Below are 22,748 nucleotides of genomic sequence, written 5' to 3'. Positions count from 1 at the left end.
AGGGTTGGGAACAGCCCAGCTCACGTACCGATCGAACGGGAGATTGTCGTTATGCCGCGCTTTATGATGATCGTCAAGGCGAGCGAGGACTCCGAGGCCGGTGTCATGCCGACCAAGGAGCTGATCGCCGAGATGGGGCAGTACAACGAGCAGCTGGTCAAGGCCGGTGCCATGCTCGCCGGCGACGGCCTGCACCCCTCGTCCAAGGGCGCCCGGGTCTCGTACTCGGGCAGCCGGCGCACCGTGACCGACGGGCCCTTCGCCGAGACGAAGGAGCTCATCGCGGGCTTCTGGATCATCCAGGTCAAGGACCGGGACGAGGCCCTGGAGTGGGCCCGGCGCGTCCCCTTCGAGGACGGGGAGGTCGAGGTCCGGCAGATCTTCGAGCCGTCCGACTTCCCGGCCGACGTCCTGCCCCCCGAGGAGGCGGCGCGCGAGGAGGCCCTGCGGGACGAGCTGCGCCGGAAGGCACAGCAGTAGTCCCTACGATGGGCGCGTGACGGCTTCCGACACCCACCGCGCGATCGACGCGGTGTGGAGAATCGAGTCCCCGCGCCTCATCGCCGGCCTCACCCGCATCGTGCGCGACGTCGGCATCGCCGAGGAGCTCGCGCAGGACGCGCTGGTCGCGGCCCTCGAGCAGTGGCCGGAGTCGGGCGTCCCGGACAAGCCGGGCGCCTGGCTCATGGCCACCGCCAGACACCGCGCCGTCGACCTCGTCCGCCGCAGGGAGACCTACGCGCGCAAGCTCGCCCTCCTCGGGCACGAGCTGCAGATCGAGCAGCAGGCTCCGCGGGATTCCCTCCCGGTCGAGGACGACATCGAGGACGACCTCCTGCGCCTCGTCTTCACCGCCTGCCATCCCGTGCTGTCCACGGAAGCCCGCGTGGCGCTGACCCTGCGCCTGCTCGGCGGGCTGAAGACCGACGAGATCGCCCGCGCCTTCCTCGTCGCGGAGCCCACGGTCGCCCAGCGCATCGTCCGGGCGAAACGGTCCCTCGCCCACGCGGGCGTGCCCTTCGAGGTGCCGCAGGGGGACGAACTGGGCGAGCGGCTGTCCTCCGTCCTGGAGGTCGTCTACCTCATCTTCAACGAGGGTTACGCCGCCACCGCCGGCGACGACTGGATGCGCCCGGCGCTCTGCGAGGAGGCCCTGCGCCTGGGGCGGGTCCTGGCGGGCCTGATGCCGAAGGAGCCGGAGGTCCACGGCCTGGTGGCCCTGATGGAGATCCAGGCCTCCCGCTCGGCCGCCCGCACCGGGCCCTGCGGCGAGCCCGTCCTCCTGCTCGACCAGGACCGGGCGCGCTGGGACCGGCTGCTGATCCGGCGCGGGCTGGCCTCGCTGGAGCGGGCGGAACGGCTGGGCGGCGCGCTGGGCCCGTACGCGCTGCAGGCCGCCGTCGCCGCCTGCCACGCGCGGGCGCGCACGGCGCAGGAGACGGACTGGGAGCGCATCGCGGCGCTGTACGCGACGCTCGCCGAGCGCATGCCGTCGCCGGTGGTCGAGCTCAACCGGGCGGTGGCGGTCGGGATGGCGTACGGCCCGGAGGCCGGGCTGGAGCTGGTGGACGCGCTGGCCGGGGAGCCGGCGCTCGCGGAGTACCACCTGCTGCCGAGCGTGCGCGGCGACCTGCTGGTGAAACTGGGCCGCTCCGAGGAAGCGCGCGGGGAGTTCGTGCGGGCGGCGGCCCTCACCCGCAACGAGCGCGAGCGCGCGCTGCTGCTGGAACGGGCGGCGGCCTGCGTCTCCCTGCCCTGAGGCGCCGGACGGGCTGACGTCCTGCCCGTCCGGCAACCATCAGGCCCGTCTCAGTCGTTCGCGACGACCGGGTAGCGCGGCGTGCCCTCGGCCATCTGCCGCAGGGCGTCCTTGCGCTCACGCTTGGAGAGGCGGTCGATGTACAGGTAGCCGTACAGGTGGTCGGTCTCGTGCTGCAGGCAGCGCGCGAAGTAGCCCGTGCCCTCGACGGCGATCGGGTTGCCGTGCATGTCCTGGCCCCGCACCACGGCGTAGTCCGGGCGCGCGAGCGAGGCGTAGGCGGTCGGCACCGACAGGCAGCCCTCGTTGGAGTCGTCGAGGATGCGGCGGTCGGCCGGCAGGTCGTCGAGCACCGGGTTGACGACGTGGCCGACGTGGCGGACGCCCTCGTCGTCGGGGCAGTCGTAGACGAAGACCTTGAGGTCGACGCCGATCTGGTTGGCGGCCAGGCCGACGCCCTCGGCGGTGCGCTGGCTGGCGAACATGTCGTCGATGAGCTGCGCGAGCTCGTCGCCGAACTCGGTCACGTCCTTGCACTCCTTGTGCAGGACGGGGTTGCCGACGACGGTGATCGGGCGGGAGGTGCCGCGCTCACGGTGCGCGAGCTCGCGCGCCTCACAGTCCTCGGTGTCCACGATGAACTCGCCGGCCGCGGCCGACTCGGCGGACTCGTTCGACTCGTCGTTCACCGGCTGGTCGGTGTCTTGCTGCGCCATGTCCGCCGTATGCCTTTCTCACAACCCGAAAGCAATATCCTGCCCGGAATCCACCGGGCCCCATACAGGGTACGGGGACCATGGCGACGCCTCAGCAGACCTCTTCGAGATCCCGCCATTCACGGGTGTCGGGGCTGTCGGCCACCCAGCCGTCGAGCAGGCCGCGGACGAGCCCCGCGGGGGCCGCGATGCCGCACTCGCGCTCGGGCACCCACAGGGAGCCCGAGCCGGTGCCCGCGGTGCGGTGGCCCAGCGGGCCGGGGTGGCCGGGCTCGCTGTGGTCGTGCGGGTCGAGGTGCTCGCCGTCGCCCTCGTCGCTGGGCATCCGGCTCTCCGAGCACGTACGGCACAGCAGGCGCACGGAGGAGGACCAGTCCTCGGCCGCGAAGCCCGCGTCGGCCGCGAGCCGCTCCAGGGCGTCCCGGTCGGCCTCGGTGGCGGCCTCCAGGAGGACGACCCAGGTCGGGACGGGCGAGGGGGCCCACAGCTCGATCTCGTCGAAGACGGGGTAGGACGGCCCGGCGGCCGTGACGCGCTCGCCGTGCGGCACGCCGTCGTGCAGCACGACCTCGCCCCAGCGCCGGCCGGAGGAGGGCAGCGGAATGGAGAGCACCTCCATGCGCGCCGGGTCCAGCCGGCGGCCCCAGACCACCTCGGCCTCGCCCTCCGGGGAGAGCCGCACGGCCGCGCTGCCGAGCTCCATGCCGACCGGCTCGGCGGCCGGGCCGCCCTCGCCGGGCACCCGCAGCCCGTACGCCTGCCAGGCGCGGCGGGCCAGCGGCCAGTCCTGCAGGGCCGTGGCGGCGATGCCCACGTTCCACCAGTCCGGGGCGCCCGCCTCGCGGTCCAGCAGCGCGACGGCCCGCAGGCCGGCGGCGCGGGCCTGCTCCCAGTCGTGCCGGAACTTGTGCAACAGGGCCAGATTGAACCAGGACTCGGACAGCCACGGCTCCATGTCGGCCGCGCGCGTCAGCAGCGCGCCCGCGTCCTCGTACCGGCCGTCGCCGATGAGAGTGAAGGCACGGTCGGTGGCCTGCCGCCACGAGGCGGAAGGCCGGTGCCGTACCCTGCCGAAGATCCTCACGATTCCCGCCTGCCGGTTTCTGCGTGCGACCACGCCGGATGGACCGGGTGACGGCCACCGTCCTCACGGACGGCGCCCTGCCACTCCTCGACTGCTTCGGGGAGCGGTGCCCACCACACCTCCTTGCCGACGGCAGCGCGCACGACACCCCCCGATTTCCGCATTCTCGCCATTCTCTTCGTCTCTTCGCATCCAACCATGCCCCTTCGGACGCCCGCTCATTACCCGTGGGTTCGGCAGGCTAGTCCCGGTTCGCCCGGGTCTCACAGGTCCGGTGGCGCGCATCCGCCACGCGCGAGCACCCTGGCGAGCGCCTCCACCACCCGGGGCTCGTGGTCGTACGCGGTGGCCAGGCGCAGCCGCTCCAGCGCGCGCAGGGGGCCGCACGCCGGGTCGCCGGCGAGATCGTCGTAGGCGTTGACGGTGCGGACGATGCGGGCGGTGAGCGGCTGGTCGCGGTACGGGTCCGCCTGCCGTTCGACCACCAGGGCGACTTCGGGCGCGACGCCGGTCTGGCGCACCACGGCGCCGCCCAGCAGGGCGATGCGGCGGCGCTGCTCGGGGGGCAGCGGCTCGGTCGCGCCGGCGGGCAGGGGGTCGAGGAGGGAGAGCTGGCCGATGTCGTGCATGAGGGCCGCGTACTCCACGACGGTGAGGTCCGCGCCGGACAGGCCGAGCTCCCTGCCGACCGCCCGGCTGAGGGTGGCCACGCGGCGGGCGTGCCCGGCGGGGGTGTAACCGGCGATCTCGGTGGTGCGGGCTAGGGAGGCGATGGTCTGGCGGCGGGTGGCGCGCACGGCCTCGTAGCGGTGGATGGACAGCTGGGTGACCAGCAGCGGCAGGCAGAACACGGGCAGCGCCCAGAGTCCGGCCGCGGCCACGGCCAGCGCCATCACCACGCCGGTGGCCCCGATCGCCGCGCCGATGCCGGGCAGGGCGCGCAGCTCCTCGCGCAGGGCGGGCCCGTAGGGGCCGCCGGTGCGGGCGCGGGCGAGCGCGGCGGCGAGGACGGCGTCGCACAGGGCGGTGAGGGCGAGGGGGAGCAGCAGGAACAGGGCGTAGTAGGGGCTGTGGGCCGGCCAGCGCCCGAGGGCGCCGAAGGTGTGCAGCGGCTGGACGCAGAGGGCGGCGAAGCCGGCGTTGAGGACCCGGCGGGTGAGGCGGTCGAGCGCGGGGGGCCGGCCCACGGCCCCGGCGAGGGTGGCGCCGAGGACGACCGCGACGACCTGCGGCGCCCCGTGCGAGGTCGGTTCGCCGCCGACCTCGCCGAGCAGGGCGTAGGCGAGCGTTCCGGCGGAGCCGACGGGGGCGGTCTCGCGGGTTCCGGCCGAGGGTCTGGGCCGCCGCCTGGCGGCTTCCCCCAGCGCGATGAGGACTCCGTAGGCCAGGGCCACGTGCGGCTGCTCGACGCCGTGCCAGGCGGTCCACAGCAGGGCGGCCACGGCCGCCGTGCCGGCGAAGGCGTGCACGCCCCGCACGAGCGGGCGCCTACTCATCCGCGGCCACCCGACAGTGATCAACAGGGACGTTTCGGCTGGGCCCGGCGGAAGGCGCCGCCGCCCCCCGGGGCGCCGGGGGGCCGGTGGCGGCGCCCCCGGCCACGGGCAGGGGCGCAACCGGGGAGAGCTCCGCCGGGGCGCCCCCGGCGGGGCGCCAGCCGTGGCGGTCGAGCGCGCGGGAGAGGGCGGCCACCATGCGGGGGTCGAACTGCGACCCCGCGCAGCGGTGGAGCTCGGCCAGGGCCACCGGGACCGGGCGGGCGCGGCTGTAGCTGCGGGTGGAGGTCATGGCGTCGAAGGCGTCGGCCACCGCCACTACCCGGGCGAACTCCGGGATCTGACGACCAATCAGCCCGTGGGGGTAGCCGCTGCCGTCCAGGCGCTCGTGGTGGTGGAGGATCGCGGCGCGTGCCTCCTCGAGGAAACCGATGCCGTGGACCATCTCGTGGCCGTACTCGGGGTGGAGCTCGATGACGCGGCGCTCCTCGGGGGTGAGGGGACCGTCCTTGCGCAGCAGGCGGGTGGGGATGCCGAGCTTGCCGACGTCGTGCAGGGTGCCGGCGAAGCGGAGCGCTTCGAGGCGGTCGCCGCTGATGCCCAGCTCCCGGGCGATCAGCACGGAGGCGCGGCCGACGCGCTCGCTGTGGCCGCGGGTGTAGTGGTCCTTGAGGTCGACGGCCTGCACGAGGGCGCGGACCGTGGCCTGGTGCGCGGCGCGCTCGCGGCGGCAGCGGTCGAGGACCCGGGCGGCCAGGGCCAGGGGGAGCAGCACGAGCAGCGCCGCCGGGGGGCCGTACGAACTGTGCCACAGGGCGGCCGCCATCAGGCCGGTGGGGCCGTGGACGAGCGGCGGCAGGAGGGCTCCCGGCAGGGCGCCGCGCCAGGCGGTGCGCGGGGAGTGCCCCTCGGCGGTGACGAGCACGCCGCCGTCGAGCACGGCGACGACGAGGGCGAGGACCAGACCGGCGGCGAGCGCCGGGAGCAGGGCGTGGGGGAACGCGGGCGCCGTGACGATGCGGGGGGCGCCCAGCCCGTAGACGCAGGAGGCCGCGGTGGTGGCGAGCGAGAACTGCGCCGCGTGCCACAGCCGCCGCACCCCCACCGGGCGTCGGCCGGCCCGCCCGAGGAGCGCGCCCGGCACCGCGACCAGGCCGGCCGCGCCCGGCGGCAGCAGGAACGCCGCGGCGAGGAGCACCGGCGGCGTCAGCGGGCGGCGCGGCAGCCGTTCGCAGGCCGCGCAGACGATCGTCAGCAGCACGAGCGTGCCCCAGGGCACGGTGGACGCCTCCCGCACGGCGGGTACGGCGCACACCGCGGCGGCGAGTACGGCACACGCGATGTACACGCGCGCCGCCGCCGGAAGTGCCCACATGGCGCGTCCTCCCCGACCCTTGGACATGGCGTCTGGATGGGGAGAATAGGCTCAGCGGCGGCCGGAAAACGGCCCTCCGGGTATTGCACCGTCCGTTCGGGTGACGTTCCCCGGTACGGCGGTTTGGATCAGTGGATCAGTCCTGCTGCGCGGCGGCCTCCGCCGCCTTCGCCTCGGCCACCACGTCCTGCTCCGGTACGGACTGACCGGAGCGGATCAGCTCGATGCGGCCCATGACCTTCGAGCGGAGGTCGGCCGGGACGTCGTCGTGGCCGCAGCAGCGCTTGACGAGCTTCTTCACCGCCTGCTCCAGGCCGTACTTCTCCAGGCACGGCGAGCACTCGTCGATGTGCACCTCGAACTTGGCGCAGTCGCCGTCGGGCATCTCGTGGTCGAGAAACTCGTAGAGATGGTCGAGGACTTCAGAGCAGTCCGTCTCGTGCGGGTCTCCGCAGCTCATGAGTCCGAGCCTTTCCGATTGTGCGACTCGTCGGAACCGTTCCGCGCGGGGGCGGTGGCCCCGGCCGGGACCAGACCGCGCTCGCGGGCGTAGTCCTCCAGCAGTCCGCGCAGCTGACGACGGCCCCGGTGGAGCCGGGACATCACCGTGCCGATGGGGGTACCCATGATGTCCGCGATCTCCTTGTACGCAAAGCCCTCGACGTCCGCGAGGTAGACCGCTATGCGGAACTCCTCGGGAATGGCCTGGAGGGCCTCCTTGACATCGGAGTCGGGAAGGTGGTCGAGCGCCTGGGACTCGGCGGAGCGCAGCCCGGTCGACATGTGCGACTCGGCGCGCGCCAGCTGCCAGTCCTCGATCTCCTCGGACGCGCTGCGCAGCGGCTCGCGCTGCTTCTTGCGGTACGAGTTGATGAAGGTGTTGGTCAGGATGCGGTACAGCCACGCCTTGAGGTTCGTGCCGTCACGGAACTGGTGGAAGGACGCGTAGGCCTTCGCGTACGTCTCCTGCACCAGGTCCTCGGCGTCGGCTGCGTTGCGCGTCATACGCAGCGCGGCCGAGTACATCTGGTCGAGGAAGGTCAGTGCGTCGCGCTCGAAGCGCGCGTTGCGCTCCGCCACGGTCTCGCCGCCCTCCGCGCCCGCTGCGCCGCCGACGGGTCCTCGCTTCTGGCTGTCATCGGCCCCCGTGTCGGTCCCAGTGACCGGACCCACCTCCTCCAACGCCATGGCGGCACCCGAAACGGACCCGCTCGAATCGGAGAATAGACGACGATCCGGTCCGCCCGCCGCTCCAGCCACGGCCGGCTGGGCCACGCCCATGACCGCCCATCCGAGGTCGGCCGTCTGCGGGCGGGACGGGCATGCGATCGAACCCATGCGGGGAGCTCCCATTCCTTCGTCTGTGCCGGTACGTGACTACAGACCGGACAACAGTGGGGCCGCTTGGATCATTCCCGTCGTATGGCCGGTGGTTTCCCGGTGGTTTCAGAGGCCCTTGAGCCAGGTCCGGACCGCGTACGTGATCACGGCCAGTGCTTCCTCCTGGGTGACGTCCGCCTTCTTCGGCACCGCGAAGCCGTGGTCGGCATGCGGCACGGCGACGGGTTCGGTGCCGGGCGGGAACTCCTCGGGGCGGCCGAACGGGTCGCGGGCGCCCTGCACCACGAGGGTGGGCAGGCCCGCCGCGGTCAGCTCCTCGGCGCGGGACTTCTCCGGCTTGCCCGGCGGGTGCAGCGGGAAGCTCAGGGCCAGCACCCCGGCCGCCCCCAGGGCGGCGGCCGTGCGGCAGGCGACGCGGGCCCCCGCGCTGCGGCCGCCGGCGACCACGGGCAGCCCGGGCGCGGCGAGCGCGGGCCACAGCGCGTGCCACGCCTGGTCCAGGGCCTTCGGCGCGGGCGCGACCGACTTGCCGGCGACCCGCCACGGCTGCTCGACGAGGGCGACCGTCACCCCGTAGACGGGCAGGTCGGCGGCGAGCGCCCGCAGGTCGCGGGCCTCGACCCCGCCGCCCGCGCCGTGCCCCAGGGCCAGCACGAGGTGGGCCTTCGGCGCCAGGTACCAGTGGATGCGGGCGTCCCCGGCCGGGGTCGGCACGTCCTGCACGGTCTCTGCGATCTTTGTCGTCACGCCGTCCATCCTGCCGTGCCGGCCCGCTCCCGCCGCCGAAGTGCCGCGCGGGTCCCCCTCAGAACAGCGTCGACTCCTCCGGCGCCGGCAGCTCGGCCAGCAGCTCGGGCCCGTTGTTGCGGACGTCGCTGACCGCGGTGGTGACGGGGTACGCCCGGACGAGGCCGGCGGGCGGGGGCGCCAGCAGCGACCGCAGCTCGGCGGGGTCGGTGGTCGCCGGGTCCAGCCACGCCGACCACCGCTCCGGCGGCAGGACCAGCGGCATCCTCGGGTGGATCTCCGCCAGCGAGCGGGGGCCGGGCTCGGCCGCCGCGTCCGGGCCGGCGAACGGCCGCGTCTCCGCCTCGGTGGTGAGCACCGAGCACGTCGCCCACCAGGCCTGCGGGTGGTCGGGCGGCAGGGTGGGGTCGCGCCAGAACTCGTATATGCCGGCGAGCGCCATGACCGAGCCGTCGGAGGGGGTCACGAAGTAGGGCTGCTTACGGGTCCGCTTGCGGCGGCCCTTCTCCTCCAGTTCGCGCTCCTGCGCCCCGGTGACCCACTCGTAGTAGCCGTCCGCGGGGAGCAGGCAGCGCCGCGCCTCGAAGGCCCGGCGGAAGGACGGTTTCTCATGGACCGTCTCGGACCGGGCGTTGATCATCTTCGCCGCGCCCTCCGGGGATTTCGCCCACGAGGGCACCAGCCCCCACCGCAGAACGCGCAGCTGACGAACCGGACGCCGGTCCACGGCGTCTTTCACAGGACGCTCGAGCACCGCATGGACGCTCTTCGTCGGCGCCACGTTCCAGTCCGGAGCAAGCGTCTCCTCCGGTTCCCACTTCTCCACCCCGAAGAGCCCGGCCAGATCCTCCGGCCGCCGGCTCGCCGCATATCGCCCGCACATGAGTGCCACACTGCCACGAAGACGCAAGGAGCGGCTCACAGATGGACAACAGCACCACCGCCACCGAGCTATGGAACCGCGTCTTCGGCACCCAGCCCCACCCTCCGACCTGGCTGGTCGTCGCCACCGCCGTCATAGCCCTCGGCGCGATCACCCCGTACAGCGTCTGGCGCCTCACGCGTAACGCCATCACCATCGCCCACGAGGGTGGCCACGCACTCGTGGCCCTGCTCAGCGGGCGGCGCCTGGACGGCATCCGGCTGCACTCCGACACCTCCGGGCTGACCGTCTCGCGCGGCCGCCCCACCGGCCCCGGCATGATCCTCACCGCGGCCGCCGGCTACACCGCCCCCTCCCTGCTGGGCCTGGCCGGCGCCGCTTTGCTGGCCGCCGGGCACATCACCGCCCTGCTGTGGGGGGCCGCGGCCCTGCTCGCCGCCATGCTGGTGATGATCCGCAACGCCTACGGGGCGCTGACCGTGGTGCTCACCGGGGCGGCCTTCGTCCTGGTCTCCTGGCTGGCGGGCCCGGGCGTGCAGGCGGCGTTCGCCTACGGGGTGGTGTGGTTCCTGCTCCTGGGCGGCGTGCGGCCCGCCTTCGAACTGCAGCGCAAGCGTCGGCACGGGGGCGCCCCGGACTCCGACGCCGACCAGCTGGCGCGGCTGACGAACGTCCCCGCGGTGGTGTGGCTGGGACTGTTCCACGTCGTGTCGCTGTGCTCCCTGGCCGGGGGCGGCCGCTGGCTGCTCGGACGGTGACCGGGCTGACAGCCGCCCTCGCGGACCGAACCATGGGGAGAACCTCAGTAAGGTAAAGGCATGACCGAGAGCCCCGCGCACACCGACCTCTGGCCCGCCCCCCTCGCGACCGGGGCCGTCGACGCGACGGTCACCGTGCCCGGATCGAAGTCGGTCACCAACCGTGCGCTGGTCCTGGCCTCGCTCGCCGCCGAGCCCGGCTGGGTGCGCCGCCCGCTGCGCTCGCGCGACACCGTGCTGATGGCCGAGGCGCTGCGCGCCATGGGCGTCGGCATCGAGGAGGGCGTGGGCCCCGACGGCACCGGCGAGGCCTGGCGGGTCATCCCGGCCCGGCTGCACGGACCGGCCACCGTCGACGTCGGCAACGCCGGCACGGTGATGCGCTTCCTGCCGCCCGTCGCCGCGCTCGCCGACGGCGCCATCCGCTTCGACGGCGACCCCCGCAGCTACGAGCGCCCCCTGCACGGCGTGATCGACGCGCTGCGCGCCCTGGGCGCCCGCATCGACGACAACGACCGCGGCGCGCTCCCCCTGACCGTGCACGGCGCCGGGGCGCTGGACGGCGGCCCGGTGGAGATCGACGCCTCCTCGTCCTCCCAGTTCGTCAGCGCGCTGCTGCTGTCCGGCCCGCGCTTCAACCAGGGCGTCGAGGTACGCCACGTGGGCGCCGTCCTGCCGTCCATGCCGCACATCCGCATGACCGTGGACATGCTGCGGGCGGCCGGCGCTCAGGTCGACACCCCCGAGTCCGGCGGCGAGCCGAACGTCTGGCGGGTCTCCCCCAGCGCCCTGTTGGGCCGCGACCTGGTCGTCGAGCCCGACCTGTCCAACGCGGCGCCCTTCCTGGCGGCGGCCCTGGTCACCGGCGGCAGGGTCACCATCCCCGACTGGCCCGAGCGCACCACCCAGCCCGGTGACGCGCTCCGCGAGATCTTCACCGCCATGGGCGGCAGCTGCGAGCTCACCGACGCGGGCCTGACCTTCACCGGCACCGGGCGCATCACCGGCATCGACGCCGACCTGCACGAGGTCGGCGAGCTCACCCCGGTGATCGCGGCCGTCGCGGCCCTGGCCGAGACCGAGTCCGTCCTGCGCGGCATCGCCCACCTGCGGCTGCACGAGACCGACCGGCTGGCCGCCCTGGCCAAGGAGATCAACGAGCTCGGCGGCGACGTCACCGAGACCGAGGACGGCCTGCGCATCCGCCCGCGCCCCCTGCACGGCGGCGTGTTCCACACCTACGAGGACCACCGGCTGGCCACCGCCGCCGCCGTCATCGGCCTGGCCGTCGACGGCGTCGAGGTGGAGAACGTGGCCACCACGGCCAAGACCCTGCCCGACTTCCCGGAGCTGTGGACCGGGATGCTCGGCTCCGTCGCGGGGGCGACGACGGCGCCGAGAAGCTGAGAGAGCCTGGAAGCACCATGCGCCGCTACGGCAAGCACACCGACGAGGACGACGTCCGCGTCCGCCCCAACCGCAAGGGCAACCGCCCGCGCACGACCATCAGGCCCAAGCACGAGGACGCCTCCGAGGGCTTCGTCCTGACCGTGGACCGCGGCCGGCTGCACGTCCTCATCGACGGCCGCACGGTCGTGGCGATGAAGGCCCGCGAGCTGGGCCGCAAGAGTGCCGTGGTCGGCGACCGGGTCGCGGTGGTCGGCGACCTCAGCGGCGCCAAGGACACCCTCGCCCGCATCGTCCGGGTCGAGGAGCGCAGCTCCGTGCTGCGCCGCACCGCCGACGACGACGATCCGTACGAGCGGGTCGTCGTCGCCAACGCCGACCAGCTGGCGATCGTCACCGCGCTCGCCGACCCCGAGCCGCGCCCCCGCCTGATCGACCGCTGCCTGGTCGCGGCGTTCGACGCGGGGCTCGAGCCGCTGCTCGTGCTGACGAAGTCGGATCTGGCCTCCGCGGAGAAGCTGATGGAGTCCTACGGGTCCTTCGGCATCCGCTACGTCGTCACCAGCCGCGAGGAGCTGACCGAGGGCGACGCCGCCCGCCGGGTCCGCGAGAAGCTGGAGGGCCGCATCACCGCGTTCGTCGGGCACTCCGGCGTCGGCAAGACCACGCTGGTCAACGCGCTCGTGGAGCGGCAGCGGGCCACCGGCCACGTCAACGCCGTCACCGGGCGCGGCCGGCACACCACCACCTCCGCGCTGGCCCTGCCGCTGCCGGACGGCACGGGCTGGGTCATCGACACCCCGGGCGTGCGGTCCTTCGGGCTCCACCACGTGGACCCCTCGCGGGTCATCCACGCCTTCCCCGATCTGGAGCCGGGCACGGAGGGCTGCCCGCGCGCGTGCAGCCACGACGAGCCGGACTGCGCGCTGGACCAGTGGGTCGAGGACGGCCACGCCGACCCCCAGCGGCTGTACTCGCTGCGCCGGTTGCTGGCGACGAGGGAGCGGCGCGAAGGCGACTGATCGCCTACGTTTGCGAATGACCGCCACCGGCAAGGGCATGAAGACACCGGGCAGACGGGCGGTCCGCGGAACGGGAGGCAATCTGATGGCGTGGCTGCTGGTCGTGGTCGCCGGGCTTCTGGAAACCGGCTTCGCCGTCTGTCTCAAGCTCTCGCACGGCTTCACCCGGCTCTGGCCCACGATCGCCTTCGCGTGCTTCGCGCTGGGCAGCTTCGGCCTTCTGACGCTCTCTTTGAAGAAGCTCGACGTCGGTCCGGCGTACGCCGTGTGGACGGGCATCGGCGCCGCCGGGACCGCGATCTACGGCATGGTCTTCCTGGGCGACCTCGTCTCGACGCTCAAGCTCGTCTCGATCGCGTTCGTGATCGTCGGCGTCATAGGTCTCCAGCTGTCGGGCTCCGCGCACTGACGACCCACGGCGCCCTCACCGGGCCGCCGCCCGCAGCAGGGCGCGGACGAGCCGGGCCACGTCGTCCGCCGCCTCCTCGTCCGTGGCGGCCGGGGCGAGGACGTAGGACAGCGTCAGCCGGACCGCCGCCTCACAGGCCCGCCGCGTGCCCTCGGGGTCCCGTGGGCCCTGCCGGGGCACGGCCCCGCCGGCCGAGTCCGCGGCGACGGCCGCGCTGTCGCGTATCCGCTCGGTCAGCGCCCCCGGCGTGGGGCCGCCGCGCAGGGGGCGCGCGTCGCGCGGGGTGCGCGGCGGCGGGACCGGGGGCGCCGCGGCGGGCGGCAGCCGGTCACCGCGGCAGCCGGTGAGCGCGGCCCGTACGAAGGGGTTGGTCCGTGCCGTGCGCAGGGTCCACAGGGCGGCGGCCGCGCAGCAGTCCCCGGCGTCGGCGCCCTCCCGGGCGGCGGCCTCGGCGAGGGAACGGTCCACTCCGGCGAGGAAGGCGTCCGCCTCACGGCGCACCAGGGCCCGCGCGAGCCCGTCCTTGCTGCCGAATTCGTTGTAGAGGGTCTGCCGGGAGACCCCGGCCGCCGCTGCGACGTCGACCATCCGGACTCCGTGCCAGGGCCGGGCGCCGAGCGCGGCGAAGGCCGCGTCCAGTAAGAGTTCTCGTGCCGCGGGCATCGTCGCCTCCCCGGCCGTACGGCCGCACGACGGTTGTGGCCAGGCCACAGAATTGACGCGCCGCCAGACGCTGTCAAGAGCCCCGGCAGGTCGCGCCGCGCGTGACCTGGCCTTGGCCGCGGGTAGTGTGCGTGGCATGTCCGACTACCACGATGATCTGCGGCTGGCCCACGTCCTGGCGGATGCCGCCGACGCGGCCACCATGGACCGCTTCAAGGCCCTCGACCTGAAGGTCGAGACCAAACCGGACATGACTCCGGTGAGCGAGGCGGACAAGGCCGCCGAAGAGCTGATCCGTGGTCATCTCCAGCGCGCCCGGCCGCGCGACGCCGTGCTGGGCGAGGAGTTCGGCAGCGAGGGCATGGGCCCGCGCCGCTGGGTGATCGACCCGATCGACGGCACGAAGAACTATGTGCGCGGCGTGCCGGTGTGGGCGACGCTGATCTCGCTGATGGTGCAGGGCGAGGGCGGCTTCCGGCCCGTGGTCGGCGTGGTCTCGGCGCCGGCGCTGGGCCGCCGGTGGTGGGCGGCGAAGGACTCGGGCGCCTACACCGGGCGGAGCCTGACCTCGGCGTCGCGGCTGCAGGTCTCGCGGGTGGGCCGGATCGACGACGCGTCGTTCGCGTACTCCTCGCTGACGGGCTGGGAGGAGCGCGGGATGCTGCCGGGCTTCCTGGACCTGACGCGCGACTGCTGGCGGACGCGGGGCTACGGCGACTTCTGGCCGTACATGATGGTGGCCGAGGGCTCGGTGGACATCTGTGCGGAACCAGAGCTGTCGCTGTGGGACATGGCGGCGAACGTCGTCATCGTCGAGGAGGCCGGCGGCCGTTTCACCGGCCTGGACGGGCGTCCGGGACCGCACAGCGGGAACGCCGCCGCGTCCAACGGGCTGCTGCACGACGAGCTGTTGAGCTATCTGCGGCAGTAACGGCTTTAAACCCTCGGACGGTCGTAAAAAGTTGGCAAAATCCAGTGCTGCGCAAGCCTTGTTCGGCCCCCGCGCGGCATGCGACGCTGACAGCCCCGACGCTTGTGAACTTGTGAACCCCGGTGTGCCGTGCGCGGCCACCGGTTTCACGGTTCCGCGGGACTGATCCGCAGCCCTCCAAGGAGGTGGCTTACGGCCATGCTCGTCCGCGACGCCATGAGCACGGTGGTCCTGACCATCGGCCCCGAACACACCCTCCGGCAGGCGGCACGACTGATGTACGCGCGCAGGATCGGCGCGGCAGTCGTCCTCGACCCCGACACCAGCGGCCTCGGCATCCTCACCGAGCGCGACATACTCAACGCGGTCGGGGCGGGCCACGACCCCGATCGCGAGACCGCCCACGGGCACACCACCACGGACGTGGTCTTCGCGGCCCCCGAGTGGACCCTGGAGGAGGCGGCCGCCGCGATGTCGCGCGGCGAGTTCCGGCATCTGATCGTCCTGGACGAGCGCGGGGCCGTGGGCGTGCTGTCGGTGCGCGACATCATCCGCTGCTGGCTGCCGGCCCGCGAGCGCGCCGGCGCGGTCCCGGCGTAGGACGGCCGGAGAGGCCGGAGCCCATTGGCGTCCGGCCTCTCCGGTTTGTACGGCAAGCGTCCAGTGGCTGATCAGCCGCGTAGGGCCTGGACCGCGGCGTCCAGCCGCTTGCCGTAGTCGGGGTCCGCCTGGCGGAAGTTGTTGACCGCCCGCTCGACGATGTCGTCGCGCGAGACCTTCGCTATGAAGCCCGCGAGGTTGGCGATCAGGCGCTCCTTCTCCTCCTCCGACATCAGCCGGTAGAGGTTGCCCGCCTGGACGAAGTCGTTGTCCTCGGCGTGCGAGGGGGCGGCGTCGTTGCCCGTGTAACCGCTGACGGGCGTCGGCTGCCACAGCGGCCGGCCGGTCTGCACCGGGCCGCCGAAGCTGTTGGGCTCGTAGTTCTTGGCGCCCTTGTGCCGGCCGTCGTACAGGAAGCCGTCACGGGAGTGGCTGCGCGCCTCCGTGGCGTGCGGGCGGTTGACCGGCAGCTGGTCGGCGTTGATACCGACGCGGTAGCGGTGGGCGTCGCCATAGGCGAAGAGCCGGCCCTGGAGCATCTTGTCGGGGGACGGGCCGATGCCCGGCACGAAGTGCGCCGGCGAGAAGATCGACTGCTCGACCTCGGCGAAGATGTTGTCGGGGTTGCGGTTGAGCTCCAGCTTGCCGATCTCGATCGGCGGGTAGTCCTCGTGCGGCCACACCTTGGTGAGGTCGAACGGGTTGAAGCGGTAGGTCGCCGCGTCGTCCGCCGGCATGATCTGCACCTGCACGGTCCAGGTCGGGAAGTCACCGCGCTCGATGGCCTCGCGCAGGTCGCGCTGGTGGCTGTCGGGGTCCAGACCCGAGGTCTCGGCCGCCTCGGCCGCGGTCAGGTTCTCGATGCCCTGGTCGGTCTTGAAGTGGTACTTGACCCAGAAGACCTCGCCGGCCTCGTTGTTCCACTGGTAGGTGTGGGAGCCGTAGCCGTTCATGTGGCGGTACGAGGCCGGGATGCCGCGGTCGCCGAAGAGCCAGGTCACCTGGTGGGTGGCCTCGGGCGAGAGCCCCCAGAAGTCCCAGACGTTGTCCGCCTCCTGCGAGCCGGTGTACGGGTCGCGCTTCTGGGTGTGGATGAAGTCGGGGAACTTGATGGCGTCCTTGATGAAGAACACCGGGGTGTTGTTGCCGACGAGGTCGTAGTTGCCCTCTTCGGTGTAGAACTTCAGCGCGAAGCCACGGGGGTCGCGCACCGCGTCGGCCGAGCCCAGGTTGCCGGCGACGGTGGAGAAGCGCAGGAACGTCTCCGTCTGCTTGCCGACCCGGGAGAGGAAGTTCGCCCGGGTGTAGCGCGAGACGTCCGCCGTCAGGGTGAAGGTGCCGTAGGCCCCCGCGCCGCGGGCGTGCACGACGCGCTCCGGCACCCGCTCGCGGTTGAAGTGCGCGAGCTTCTCGATCAGGAGCTGGTCCTGCACCAGGACGGGGCCGCCGAGGCCCGCGGTCTCGCTGTTCTGGTTGTCCGCAACCGGAGCACCGGACTCCGTGGTCAGCGGGCCCACCGCCGTCGCCGCCTCGCCGTTCACCGTCACGTACGCCTCCGTCGTCGAATCGTCTGCCGTGGCCTGAGCCGAGTCCGATCCTACATTGGACTTTGTCTAAGTCAAGATGGATCTCATAAGAATATGGAATCCATGGATGGACGAGGGCCGCTGCTACGCTGGTCCTATCTGACTGATAGGTGAATGGCATGAGTGACCTGCTGGAACGGCTCCGGGGACGCGGCTGGCGGCTGACCGCGCAGCGGCGCGTCGTCGCCGAAGTGCTCGACGGGGACCATGTGCACTACACCGCCGACGAGGTGCACGCCAAGGCGACCGGCCTGCTGCCGGAGATCTCGCGCGCGACGGTGTACAACACCCTCGGAGAGCTCGTCTCGCTGGGCGAGGTCCTCGAGGTGAGCACGGACGGCCGCGCCAAGCGCTACGACCCCAACGCCCACCACGCGCACCAGCACCTGGTGTGCTCGCGCTGCGGGACGATCCGCGACGTGCACCCCGCGGGCGATCTGCTGGGCGGGCTGCCGGCCGAGGAGCGCTTCGGCTTCCAGGTCTCGGCGGTCGAGGTCACCTACCGCGGGATCTGCCCCGACTGCGCCACGGCATGACGAAAGGCCCGGATCCGAAGATCCGGGCCTTTCGTTTCAGTAGCGGGGACAGGATTTGAACCTGCGACCTCTGGGTTATGAGCCCAGCGAGCTACCGAGCTGCTCCACCCCGCGTCGTTGACCTCACTCTAACCCGTCCGTGACCACGCGTGCAAATTTCTTTACCGCTCCGCCTGCGTACGCCTCTGCCCCGCCCTACGCGGTGAGCTCCTGCTGCAACGCCTCCTGCAGCCGGGCGGCCCGCTCGGCGACCTCCGGGGGGCCCAGCTCGACCGCCCGCGCGCACCACATCTGCCCCTCGGCCAGACCGCCCCGGCGCGCGGCCAGCAGGGCGAGCCGCAGCGCGGCGCGGCCGTGCCCGGCCTCGGCGGCCCGGGCCCACCACATCGCCGCCTCCGGCTCGCTGCCCTCGCGGGCGAGCAGCAGGCCGAGGTTGAAGGCGCCGTTGCGGCTGCCGGCCTCGGCGGCCTCGCGGTACCAGTGCGCGGCCCCCACCACGTCGCCCCGCTCGGCGACCAGCATGCCCAGGCGCACCTGGGCCCGCCGGTGGCCCTGCCGGGCGGCCCGCTCGTACCACTCCTCGCACTCGAAGCGGGTCTCGTCCTCGCGGTCGAGCAGCGCGCCCAGCCGGAAGGCGGCCTCGGCGCTGCCGCCGCGCACGGCCACGCGCAGGTGGCGCTCGGCCGCCTCGGTGTTCTCGGCGCCGCCGTCCCGCAGCAGGACCATGGCGACCTGCAGGGCCGCGTCCGTGTGCCCGGCGACGGCGGCGCGCTCGTACCACTGGAAGGCCATGCGGTCCTCGTCGCGCCCGGCGTAGAGGATGCCGAGGTTGAACGCGGCGTCGACGCTGCCGGCCTCGGCGGCCTTGGAGAACCACGGCTCGGCGCCCGCGGAGTCGCCGCCCTGGAGCAGCAGCACCGCCAGCGCGTTGGCGGCCTCCTTGTGACCGGCGTAGGCGGCCCGGCGGTACCACTGCTCGGCCTGGGCCGTGCGGCCCTGCTCGGCGCAGAGCAGGGCGAGGTTGTACGCGCCGTTGACGTCTCCCGCGTCCAGGGCGGCGCGGTACCAGCGCTCGGCCTGCTGGGGCTCGCCGCGGTCCGCGTGCAGGGCGCCCAGGGCGTTGGCGGCGTTGCCGTCGCCCTCCTGGGCGGCGCGGCGCCACCAGATGGCGGCGCTGTCGCAGTCGCCGGCGTCGCGCAGCAGGAAGCCGAGGGCGCAGGCGGCCCGGGGCTCGCCGTCCTTGGCGGAGGTCAGGTACCAGCGCGCGGCCTCCTGCGTCTCGCCCCGCCCCTCCAGCAGGGTGCCCAGGTGCAGGGCGGCACGCCGGTGGCCGCGGGCGGCGGCCTGGCGGTACCACTGCTCGGCCTCGCCGGCCGGTCCGTCCTGGCCGCGGCGGCCCGCGGCGGCGGCGCGCAGGTCGCGTACGGAGGTGTCGCCGCCGCCCGCGGAGACGTGCCGTGCGCCGGTGGTGGGGCCCAGGCCCGCGGCGAGCCCGCCGGACAGGGCCGTGGCCGACGGCGCCCGGCCGTCGAGTATCCGCGCCAGGCGGTACGCGGCCTCGCGGTGCCCCCGCTCGGCGGCGGAGCGGAACCAGCGCTCGGCGCCCACGTCGCTGCGGTGCTCCAGCAGATCGGCCAGGGCGTAGGCGCCCAGGGCGTGCCCGGACTCCGCGGACTGGCGCAGCCAGTACTCGGCCGCGGGCTCGTCGCCGCGCTCGCGGTGGTAGCGGCCCAGGGAGTGGGCGGCGGGGGCGGAGCCGGCGACGGCGGCCACCCGCCACCAGGTGGCGGCCTCGTCGGCGTAGCCGCGCTGGTGCAGCAGGACGCCCAGGTTGTTGGCGGCGGAGCGGTCGCCCTCGGCGGTGGCGGCGCGCAAGTGCCGTTCGGCGCCGTCGAGATCGCCCCGGCGCAGCAGCAACGCGCCGAGCATGCTCAGGGATGCGGGGTCACCGGACTCCGCGGCGCGACGGCGGGCGGTCTCCAACTCGAGGTCCACCGCTTCCGCGGCACAGTCGGTGTCGGAGGAGGAGCCCTCCCCCGAGCCGTGCGACGACGGGTCCCGGTCGTCCTGATCGCTCCCGTCCCCGGGAGCTCCTACAAGCCGACGTGTTTCCAACAGCCTCGCCTTGTCCCCCATAAGTCCCATCGTCGCACTCCCGCAACCTGCGTACACCTGGAATGCCGCAGCCAGTGAGGTCACTTCAGCGTTTTGTCGACTTCCCGACTTCCCGACACGGCGGTGCCCCAAACTCTAATCAAAACCCCCGCACATAACCCGCACAGACCACGCGTGCCGGGCGATCGGCGTCGTTCCGTGCCCGGCGGGCGGCCGCCGGGCAGGTCCGGGCAACACGACAAGGCCCGGAGTCCTGGGACTCCGGGCCTTGTCTTTGAGTAGCGGGGACAGGATTTGAACCTGCGACCTCTGGGTTATGAGCCCAGCGAGCTACCGAGCTGCTCCACCCCGCGCCGTTGTGGAACAACCGTACCACGGCGCGGGGCGGTCCTTGCTAGCTGCCCGGCTTGGGGGCGTTCCCGGCGGCCTTGGCCTCGGCCTTGGCCGCCCGGTCGAGCGCGTCCTTCAGGTCCTGCTGGGCCTTGCCGTAGGCCGTCCAGTCCTTGTTGTCGAGCGCCTTCTGGCCGGCGTCGAACGCGTCCTGGGCGTCCTTGAGGGCCTGCTTGACCGTCGGGTCCTGCACGGGCGGCTTGGTCGTCCCCTCGGCCGGCGGCTTGGTGGTGCCGGGCTCGGGGCTCTTCACGCCGAAGACCACGTCGAGCGCCTGGGTGAGGTTGTCCTCGAAGGCGGTCTTGTCGCCATAGGTGACCAGCACCTTTTTCAGCAGCGGGTAGTTGGTGCCCGCACCACGCACATAGACGGGTTCGACGTAGAGCAGTCCGTTGTCGAGCGGCACGGTCAGGAGATTGCCGTACTCGATCTCGGAGTCGCCGCGCTTCAGGATATTGATCTTATTGGCGATTTCGGGATCGCCGTTGAACTTGCTCTGTACCTGCTGCGGGCCGGACGTCGGGCTTTCGGCGGGGAGTTTCAGAACTCTGATCTTCCCGTAGTCCGGGCTCTTCGCGTCGGCGTCCACGGCCATGAAGGCACCGAGATTTTCCCGGCTCTTCGGGGTGAACGTCGTGGTCAGCGAGAAGGACTGCGCCTTCTGGTCCGGCATCCGCATGCTCAGGTAATACGGCGGAACCGCGTTGCCCGACTTGTTGGTCGGGTCGTCCGGCACCTGCCAGCGCTCGCTGCCGGTGTAGAACGTGCCGGGGTTGGTGACGTGGTACCGGGTGAGCAGTTCACGCTGGACCTTGAAAAGGTCCTGCGGGTACCGGAGATGGTCCATCAGACCGGCGCCGATCTCGCTCTTCGCCTTCACCGTCCCCGGGAAGGCCTTCATCCACGTCTTGAGCACCGGGTCCTTGGTGTCCCACTGGTACAGCTTGACCGTGCCGTCGTAGGCGTCGACGGTCGCCTTGACCGAGTTGCGGATGTAGTTGACCTGGTTCTGCTGGGCCACCACGGCACGCTGGCCGGTGGTCAGCGAGTCGGCGGTGGTGTCGCCGAGCGTGGTGCGGGAGGCGTACGGATAGCCGTTGGTCGTGGTGTAGGCGTCCACGATCCACTGGATTCGCCCGTCGACCACGGCCGGGTAGGCGTCGCCGTCGATGGTCAGCCACGGGGCGACCGATTCGACGCGCTCCTTCGGCGTGCGGTTGTACAGAATCCGCGAGCCCTCGCCGATGGCGCCCGAGTAGAGGATCTGGGGCTCACCGAAGGCCACCGCGTAGGCGGCGCGGTTGACGGGGTTCGAGAGGTCGACGCCGCTCTTGCCCTTGTAGCTGAAGCTCTTCTCGCCCTGGTCGCCGGAGTAGTCCAGCTCCTTCTGCGGGCCGCCCACGATGGAGTACTGCGTGGTCTTCTCGCCGTAGTACACCCGCTGCTCGTACTTCCCGAGCTTGCCCTCCGTCGGCAGGTTCTTCTCGGTGAAGTCCGGGGAACCGCCGTCGCCGGTCGAGGTGCCCTTCGCGGTGATGGCGCCGTAACCGTGGGTGTACTTGAAGTGGTCGTTGATCCAGTTGCGCTCGGGAATGCCGTTGATGTTGAGCTCGCGCAGACCGATGACCGTGTCCTGCTCCTTGCCGTCGACCTTGTAGCGGTCGACGTCCAGGGTGGACGGGAACTGGTAGTACCCGCGCACCTGCTGGAGCTGCTGGAAGGTGGGCGAGACGATATTGGGGTCGAGGAGGCGCAGGCTGGCCGTGGAATTCGCCTCGGCCCGCAGCTTCTCCTTGTCCTTGCCCTTGAGGTCGCTGGTGCCCGGGTAATCCTTCACCTGGGCGCCGTCGATGCCGTACGCCTCACGCGTGGCCGTGATGTTCTTCTTGATGTACGGCGCTTCCTTGGCCTGCTCGTTCGGCTGGACCTGGAACTTCTGCACGATCGCCGGGTAGAGCCCGCCGATCAGCACCGCCGACAGCACCATCAGACCGAAGCCGATCACCGGCAGCTGCCAGGTGCGCCGCCACAGCGTCGCGAAGAACAGCACCGCGCAGATCAGCGCGATGATGAAGAGAATCGTCTTGGCCGGCAGATAGGCATTGGCGTCCACATAGCGCAGACCCGTCCAGCCCTCGGTCGACTTCAGCCCGCTGGACTTCACCGCCAGCCCGTACCGGTCGAGCCAGTAGGCGACGGCCTTGAGCGTCACGAAGAGGCCGAGCAGCACGGACAGATGGCCCGTGGCCGCGGCCGTGGCCCGTCCGCCGGGGCTGGTGAGCCGCAGACCGCCGTAGAGGTAGTGCACCAGCGCGGCCGCGATCAGCGACAGGACCGCCGCGGCGAAGCCGAAGCTCAGCAGGAAGCGGTACCACGGCAGGTCGAAGGTGTAGAAGGAGATGTCCTTGTGGAACTGCGGGTCCTTCTGGCCGAAGGAGACGCCGTTGACCCACTGCAGCCACGTGCGCCACTGCCCGGCGGCGGAGGCGCCCGCGACCAGGCCGACCAGCGCGGTGACCGCCAGCAGCACCCACTTCTTGTACGGGGCGATGCTCATGCGGTAGCGGTCGAGGCTCTGCTGCTCGACCGACATCGCGCTCAGCGGCGGGCGCAGTCGGTGCGCCAGCCAGATGTTGGTCCCCACGGCCAGGGCCATCAGCAGGCCGAAGACGGCGAAGAGGCCGATCTTGGTGCCGAGAGTGGTGGTGAAGACGGAGGAATAATCCACCGAGCGGTACCAGAGCCAGTCGGTCCAGAACCCCGCGAACATGACGAAGAGCATGGCCAGCACGGCCAGCACGCCCAAGGTCATCAGCAGGGTCCGGACCCGCCGGGACGGTCGGCCGACTCTGATCCGTGGCCCTGTCGGGCCTCCGCCGCGGTCCGGCATCTGGAAAGCCAAGGTGCGCACCTCGAAGTTCGCTGTCGAT

The 22,748-nt window shown here is 72.4% G+C and carries 21 protein-coding genes and 2 tRNA genes; 9 read left to right on the top strand and 14 right to left on the bottom strand.

The window, feature by feature from the left end; all coding sequences use genetic code 11:
* Positions 1–63 precede the first annotated feature (63 nt).
* The gene (locus tag AB0G59_RS01480) at positions 64–480 is read left to right on the top strand and encodes a YciI family protein (RefSeq protein WP_360906804.1); all 417 of its coding nucleotides are present in this window, start codon (positions 64–66) and stop codon (positions 478–480) included.
* 16 nt (positions 481–496) lie between these two features.
* Positions 497–1,759, top strand: coding sequence for an RNA polymerase sigma factor (locus AB0G59_RS01475; protein ID WP_360906802.1), 1,263 nt, complete (start codon positions 497–499; stop codon positions 1,757–1,759).
* A gap of 50 nt (positions 1,760–1,809) precedes the next feature.
* Here the strand turns inward: AB0G59_RS01475 and def are convergent, their stop codons facing one another.
* The 8 genes from def to AB0G59_RS01435 all read right to left on the bottom strand — a co-directional run bounded on the left by def (position 1,810) and on the right by AB0G59_RS01435 (position 9,401).
* The gene (def, locus tag AB0G59_RS01470) at positions 1,810–2,475 is read right to left on the bottom strand and encodes a peptide deformylase (RefSeq protein ID WP_360906800.1); all 666 of its coding nucleotides are present in this window, start codon (positions 2,473–2,475) and stop codon (positions 1,810–1,812) included.
* A gap of 91 nt (positions 2,476–2,566) precedes the next feature.
* Positions 2,567–3,559, bottom strand: a complete 993-nt coding sequence (locus AB0G59_RS01465) for a hypothetical protein (RefSeq protein WP_071962429.1) — start codon at positions 3,557–3,559, stop codon at positions 2,567–2,569.
* Between the two features lie 263 nt (positions 3,560–3,822).
* Positions 3,823–5,055 carry an HD domain-containing protein gene (locus tag AB0G59_RS01460; RefSeq protein ID WP_360906798.1) on the bottom strand — a complete coding sequence of 411 codons (1,233 nt, stop codon included), beginning with the start codon at positions 5,053–5,055 and terminating at the stop codon, positions 3,823–3,825.
* On the bottom strand, positions 5,048–6,430 hold the full coding sequence (locus AB0G59_RS01455) for an HD-GYP domain-containing protein (RefSeq protein WP_360906796.1): 1,383 nt from the start codon (positions 6,428–6,430) through the stop codon (positions 5,048–5,050). Before AB0G59_RS01455 ends, AB0G59_RS01460 begins: the two co-directional genes overlap by 8 nt.
* Before the next feature lie 136 nt (positions 6,431–6,566).
* The gene (rsrA, locus tag AB0G59_RS01450; protein ID WP_071965159.1) at positions 6,567–6,890 is read right to left on the bottom strand and encodes a mycothiol system anti-sigma-R factor; all 324 of its coding nucleotides are present in this window, start codon (positions 6,888–6,890) and stop codon (positions 6,567–6,569) included.
* Complete coding sequence (locus tag AB0G59_RS01445; RefSeq protein WP_071965158.1) at positions 6,887–7,603, bottom strand: sigma-70 family RNA polymerase sigma factor; 717 nt, start codon at positions 7,601–7,603, stop codon at positions 6,887–6,889. The genes rsrA and AB0G59_RS01445 overlap by 4 nt, the downstream gene beginning before the upstream one ends.
* 273 nt (positions 7,604–7,876) lie before the next feature.
* On the bottom strand, positions 7,877–8,518 hold the full coding sequence (locus AB0G59_RS01440; RefSeq protein WP_360906794.1) for an alpha/beta family hydrolase: 642 nt from the start codon (positions 8,516–8,518) through the stop codon (positions 7,877–7,879).
* A gap of 58 nt (positions 8,519–8,576) precedes the next feature.
* On the bottom strand, positions 8,577–9,401 hold the full coding sequence (locus tag AB0G59_RS01435) for an SOS response-associated peptidase (RefSeq protein WP_360906792.1): 825 nt from the start codon (positions 9,399–9,401) through the stop codon (positions 8,577–8,579).
* Between the two features lie 41 nt (positions 9,402–9,442).
* Between AB0G59_RS01435 and AB0G59_RS01430 the strand changes: the two genes are divergently transcribed.
* The 4 genes from AB0G59_RS01430 to AB0G59_RS01415 all read left to right on the top strand — a co-directional run bounded on the left by AB0G59_RS01430 (position 9,443) and on the right by AB0G59_RS01415 (position 12,997).
* Positions 9,443–10,159 (top strand): M50 family metallopeptidase, encoded by a 717-nt coding sequence (locus AB0G59_RS01430; RefSeq protein WP_360906790.1) that lies wholly within the window; start codon positions 9,443–9,445, stop codon positions 10,157–10,159.
* A gap of 60 nt (positions 10,160–10,219) precedes the next feature.
* Positions 10,220–11,566 carry a 3-phosphoshikimate 1-carboxyvinyltransferase gene (gene aroA, locus AB0G59_RS01425; RefSeq protein WP_360906788.1) on the top strand — a complete coding sequence of 449 codons (1,347 nt, stop codon included), beginning with the start codon at positions 10,220–10,222 and terminating at the stop codon, positions 11,564–11,566.
* Between the two features lie 17 nt (positions 11,567–11,583).
* Positions 11,584–12,588, top strand: a complete 1,005-nt coding sequence (gene rsgA / locus AB0G59_RS01420; protein WP_360906786.1) for a ribosome small subunit-dependent GTPase A — start codon at positions 11,584–11,586, stop codon at positions 12,586–12,588.
* A gap of 85 nt (positions 12,589–12,673) precedes the next feature.
* On the top strand, positions 12,674–12,997 hold the full coding sequence (locus AB0G59_RS01415; RefSeq protein WP_030022114.1) for a multidrug efflux SMR transporter: 324 nt from the start codon (positions 12,674–12,676) through the stop codon (positions 12,995–12,997).
* Between the two features lie 15 nt (positions 12,998–13,012).
* On the opposite strand, the gene AB0G59_RS01410 is transcribed toward AB0G59_RS01415, so the two are convergent.
* Complete coding sequence (locus tag AB0G59_RS01410; protein ID WP_360906785.1) at positions 13,013–13,660, bottom strand: helix-turn-helix domain-containing protein; 648 nt, start codon at positions 13,658–13,660, stop codon at positions 13,013–13,015.
* Positions 13,661–13,796: 136 nt separating this feature from the next.
* Here AB0G59_RS01410 and hisN point away from each other — a divergent pair, with 136 nt between their 5' ends.
* Both hisN and AB0G59_RS01400 read left to right on the top strand, forming a co-directional pair.
* Entirely contained in the window at positions 13,797–14,591 is a 795-nt protein-coding gene (hisN, locus tag AB0G59_RS01405; RefSeq protein WP_071965152.1) for a histidinol-phosphatase, read from the top strand.
* 198 nt (positions 14,592–14,789) lie between these two features.
* Entirely contained in the window at positions 14,790–15,191 is a 402-nt protein-coding gene (locus AB0G59_RS01400) for a CBS domain-containing protein (protein WP_360906783.1), read from the top strand.
* A gap of 71 nt (positions 15,192–15,262) precedes the next feature.
* On the opposite strand, the gene AB0G59_RS01395 is transcribed toward AB0G59_RS01400, so the two are convergent.
* Positions 15,263–16,738 carry a catalase gene (locus AB0G59_RS01395; RefSeq protein ID WP_360906781.1) on the bottom strand — a complete coding sequence of 492 codons (1,476 nt, stop codon included), beginning with the start codon at positions 16,736–16,738 and terminating at the stop codon, positions 15,263–15,265.
* Positions 16,739–16,896: 158 nt separating this feature from the next.
* On the opposite strand from AB0G59_RS01395, the gene AB0G59_RS01390 reads away from it, so the two are divergent.
* On the top strand, positions 16,897–17,313 hold the full coding sequence (locus AB0G59_RS01390; RefSeq protein WP_360906779.1) for a Fur family transcriptional regulator: 417 nt from the start codon (positions 16,897–16,899) through the stop codon (positions 17,311–17,313).
* 40 nt (positions 17,314–17,353) lie between these two features.
* Here AB0G59_RS01390 and AB0G59_RS01385 read toward each other — a convergent pair.
* The 4 genes from AB0G59_RS01385 to AB0G59_RS01370 form a co-directional block, all read right to left on the bottom strand.
* Positions 17,354–17,427, bottom strand: a tRNA-Met gene (locus tag AB0G59_RS01385).
* 81 nt (positions 17,428–17,508) lie between these two features.
* Complete coding sequence (locus AB0G59_RS01380; protein WP_360906777.1) at positions 17,509–19,458, bottom strand: tetratricopeptide repeat protein; 1,950 nt, start codon at positions 19,456–19,458, stop codon at positions 17,509–17,511.
* Between the two features lie 249 nt (positions 19,459–19,707).
* Positions 19,708–19,781 (bottom strand) — tRNA-Met (locus AB0G59_RS01375).
* Between the two features lie 41 nt (positions 19,782–19,822).
* The gene (locus AB0G59_RS01370) at positions 19,823–22,708 is read right to left on the bottom strand and encodes a UPF0182 family protein (protein WP_360907544.1); all 2,886 of its coding nucleotides are present in this window, start codon (positions 22,706–22,708) and stop codon (positions 19,823–19,825) included.
* Positions 22,709–22,748: the final 40 nt, after the last annotated feature.

Source organism: Streptomyces sp. NPDC021096 (assembly GCF_040641275.1).
In the GTDB taxonomy this organism is placed as follows: Bacteria; Actinomycetota; Actinomycetes; order Streptomycetales; family Streptomycetaceae; genus Streptomyces.
Note: the sequence above shows the minus strand (reverse complement) of the source record. Positions and strands in the feature narration are given on the sequence as shown.

Excerpts from the sequence above, each read along its gene's own strand:
- AB0G59_RS01480 (WP_360906804.1), top strand. The coding sequence starts at position 64 with ATGATGATCGTCAAGGCGAGCGAGGACTCCGAGGCCGGTGTCATGCCG.
- def (WP_360906800.1), bottom strand. The coding sequence starts at position 2,475 with ATGGCGCAGCAAGACACCGACCAGCCGGTGAACGACGAGTCGAACGAG.
- AB0G59_RS01460 (WP_360906798.1), bottom strand. The coding sequence starts at position 5,055 with ATGAGTAGGCGCCCGCTCGTGCGGGGCGTGCACGCCTTCGCCGGCACG.
- AB0G59_RS01455 (WP_360906796.1), bottom strand. The coding sequence starts at position 6,430 with ATGTGGGCACTTCCGGCGGCGGCGCGCGTGTACATCGCGTGTGCCGTA.
- rsrA (WP_071965159.1), bottom strand. The coding sequence starts at position 6,890 with ATGAGCTGCGGAGACCCGCACGAGACGGACTGCTCTGAAGTCCTCGAC.
- AB0G59_RS01435 (WP_360906792.1), bottom strand. The coding sequence starts at position 9,401 with ATGTGCGGGCGATATGCGGCGAGCCGGCGGCCGGAGGATCTGGCCGGG.
- AB0G59_RS01430 (WP_360906790.1), top strand. The coding sequence starts at position 9,443 with ATGGACAACAGCACCACCGCCACCGAGCTATGGAACCGCGTCTTCGGC.
- aroA (WP_360906788.1), top strand. The coding sequence starts at position 10,220 with ATGACCGAGAGCCCCGCGCACACCGACCTCTGGCCCGCCCCCCTCGCG.
- rsgA (WP_360906786.1), top strand. The coding sequence starts at position 11,584 with ATGCGCCGCTACGGCAAGCACACCGACGAGGACGACGTCCGCGTCCGC.
- AB0G59_RS01415 (WP_030022114.1), top strand. The coding sequence starts at position 12,674 with ATGGCGTGGCTGCTGGTCGTGGTCGCCGGGCTTCTGGAAACCGGCTTC.
- AB0G59_RS01410 (WP_360906785.1), bottom strand. The coding sequence starts at position 13,660 with ATGCCCGCGGCACGAGAACTCTTACTGGACGCGGCCTTCGCCGCGCTC.
- hisN (WP_071965152.1), top strand. The coding sequence starts at position 13,797 with ATGTCCGACTACCACGATGATCTGCGGCTGGCCCACGTCCTGGCGGAT.
- AB0G59_RS01400 (WP_360906783.1), top strand. The coding sequence starts at position 14,790 with ATGCTCGTCCGCGACGCCATGAGCACGGTGGTCCTGACCATCGGCCCC.
- AB0G59_RS01390 (WP_360906779.1), top strand. The coding sequence starts at position 16,897 with ATGAGTGACCTGCTGGAACGGCTCCGGGGACGCGGCTGGCGGCTGACC.
- AB0G59_RS01380 (WP_360906777.1), bottom strand. The coding sequence starts at position 19,458 with ATGGGACTTATGGGGGACAAGGCGAGGCTGTTGGAAACACGTCGGCTT.
- AB0G59_RS01370 (WP_360907544.1), bottom strand. The coding sequence starts at position 22,708 with ATGCCGGACCGCGGCGGAGGCCCGACAGGGCCACGGATCAGAGTCGGC.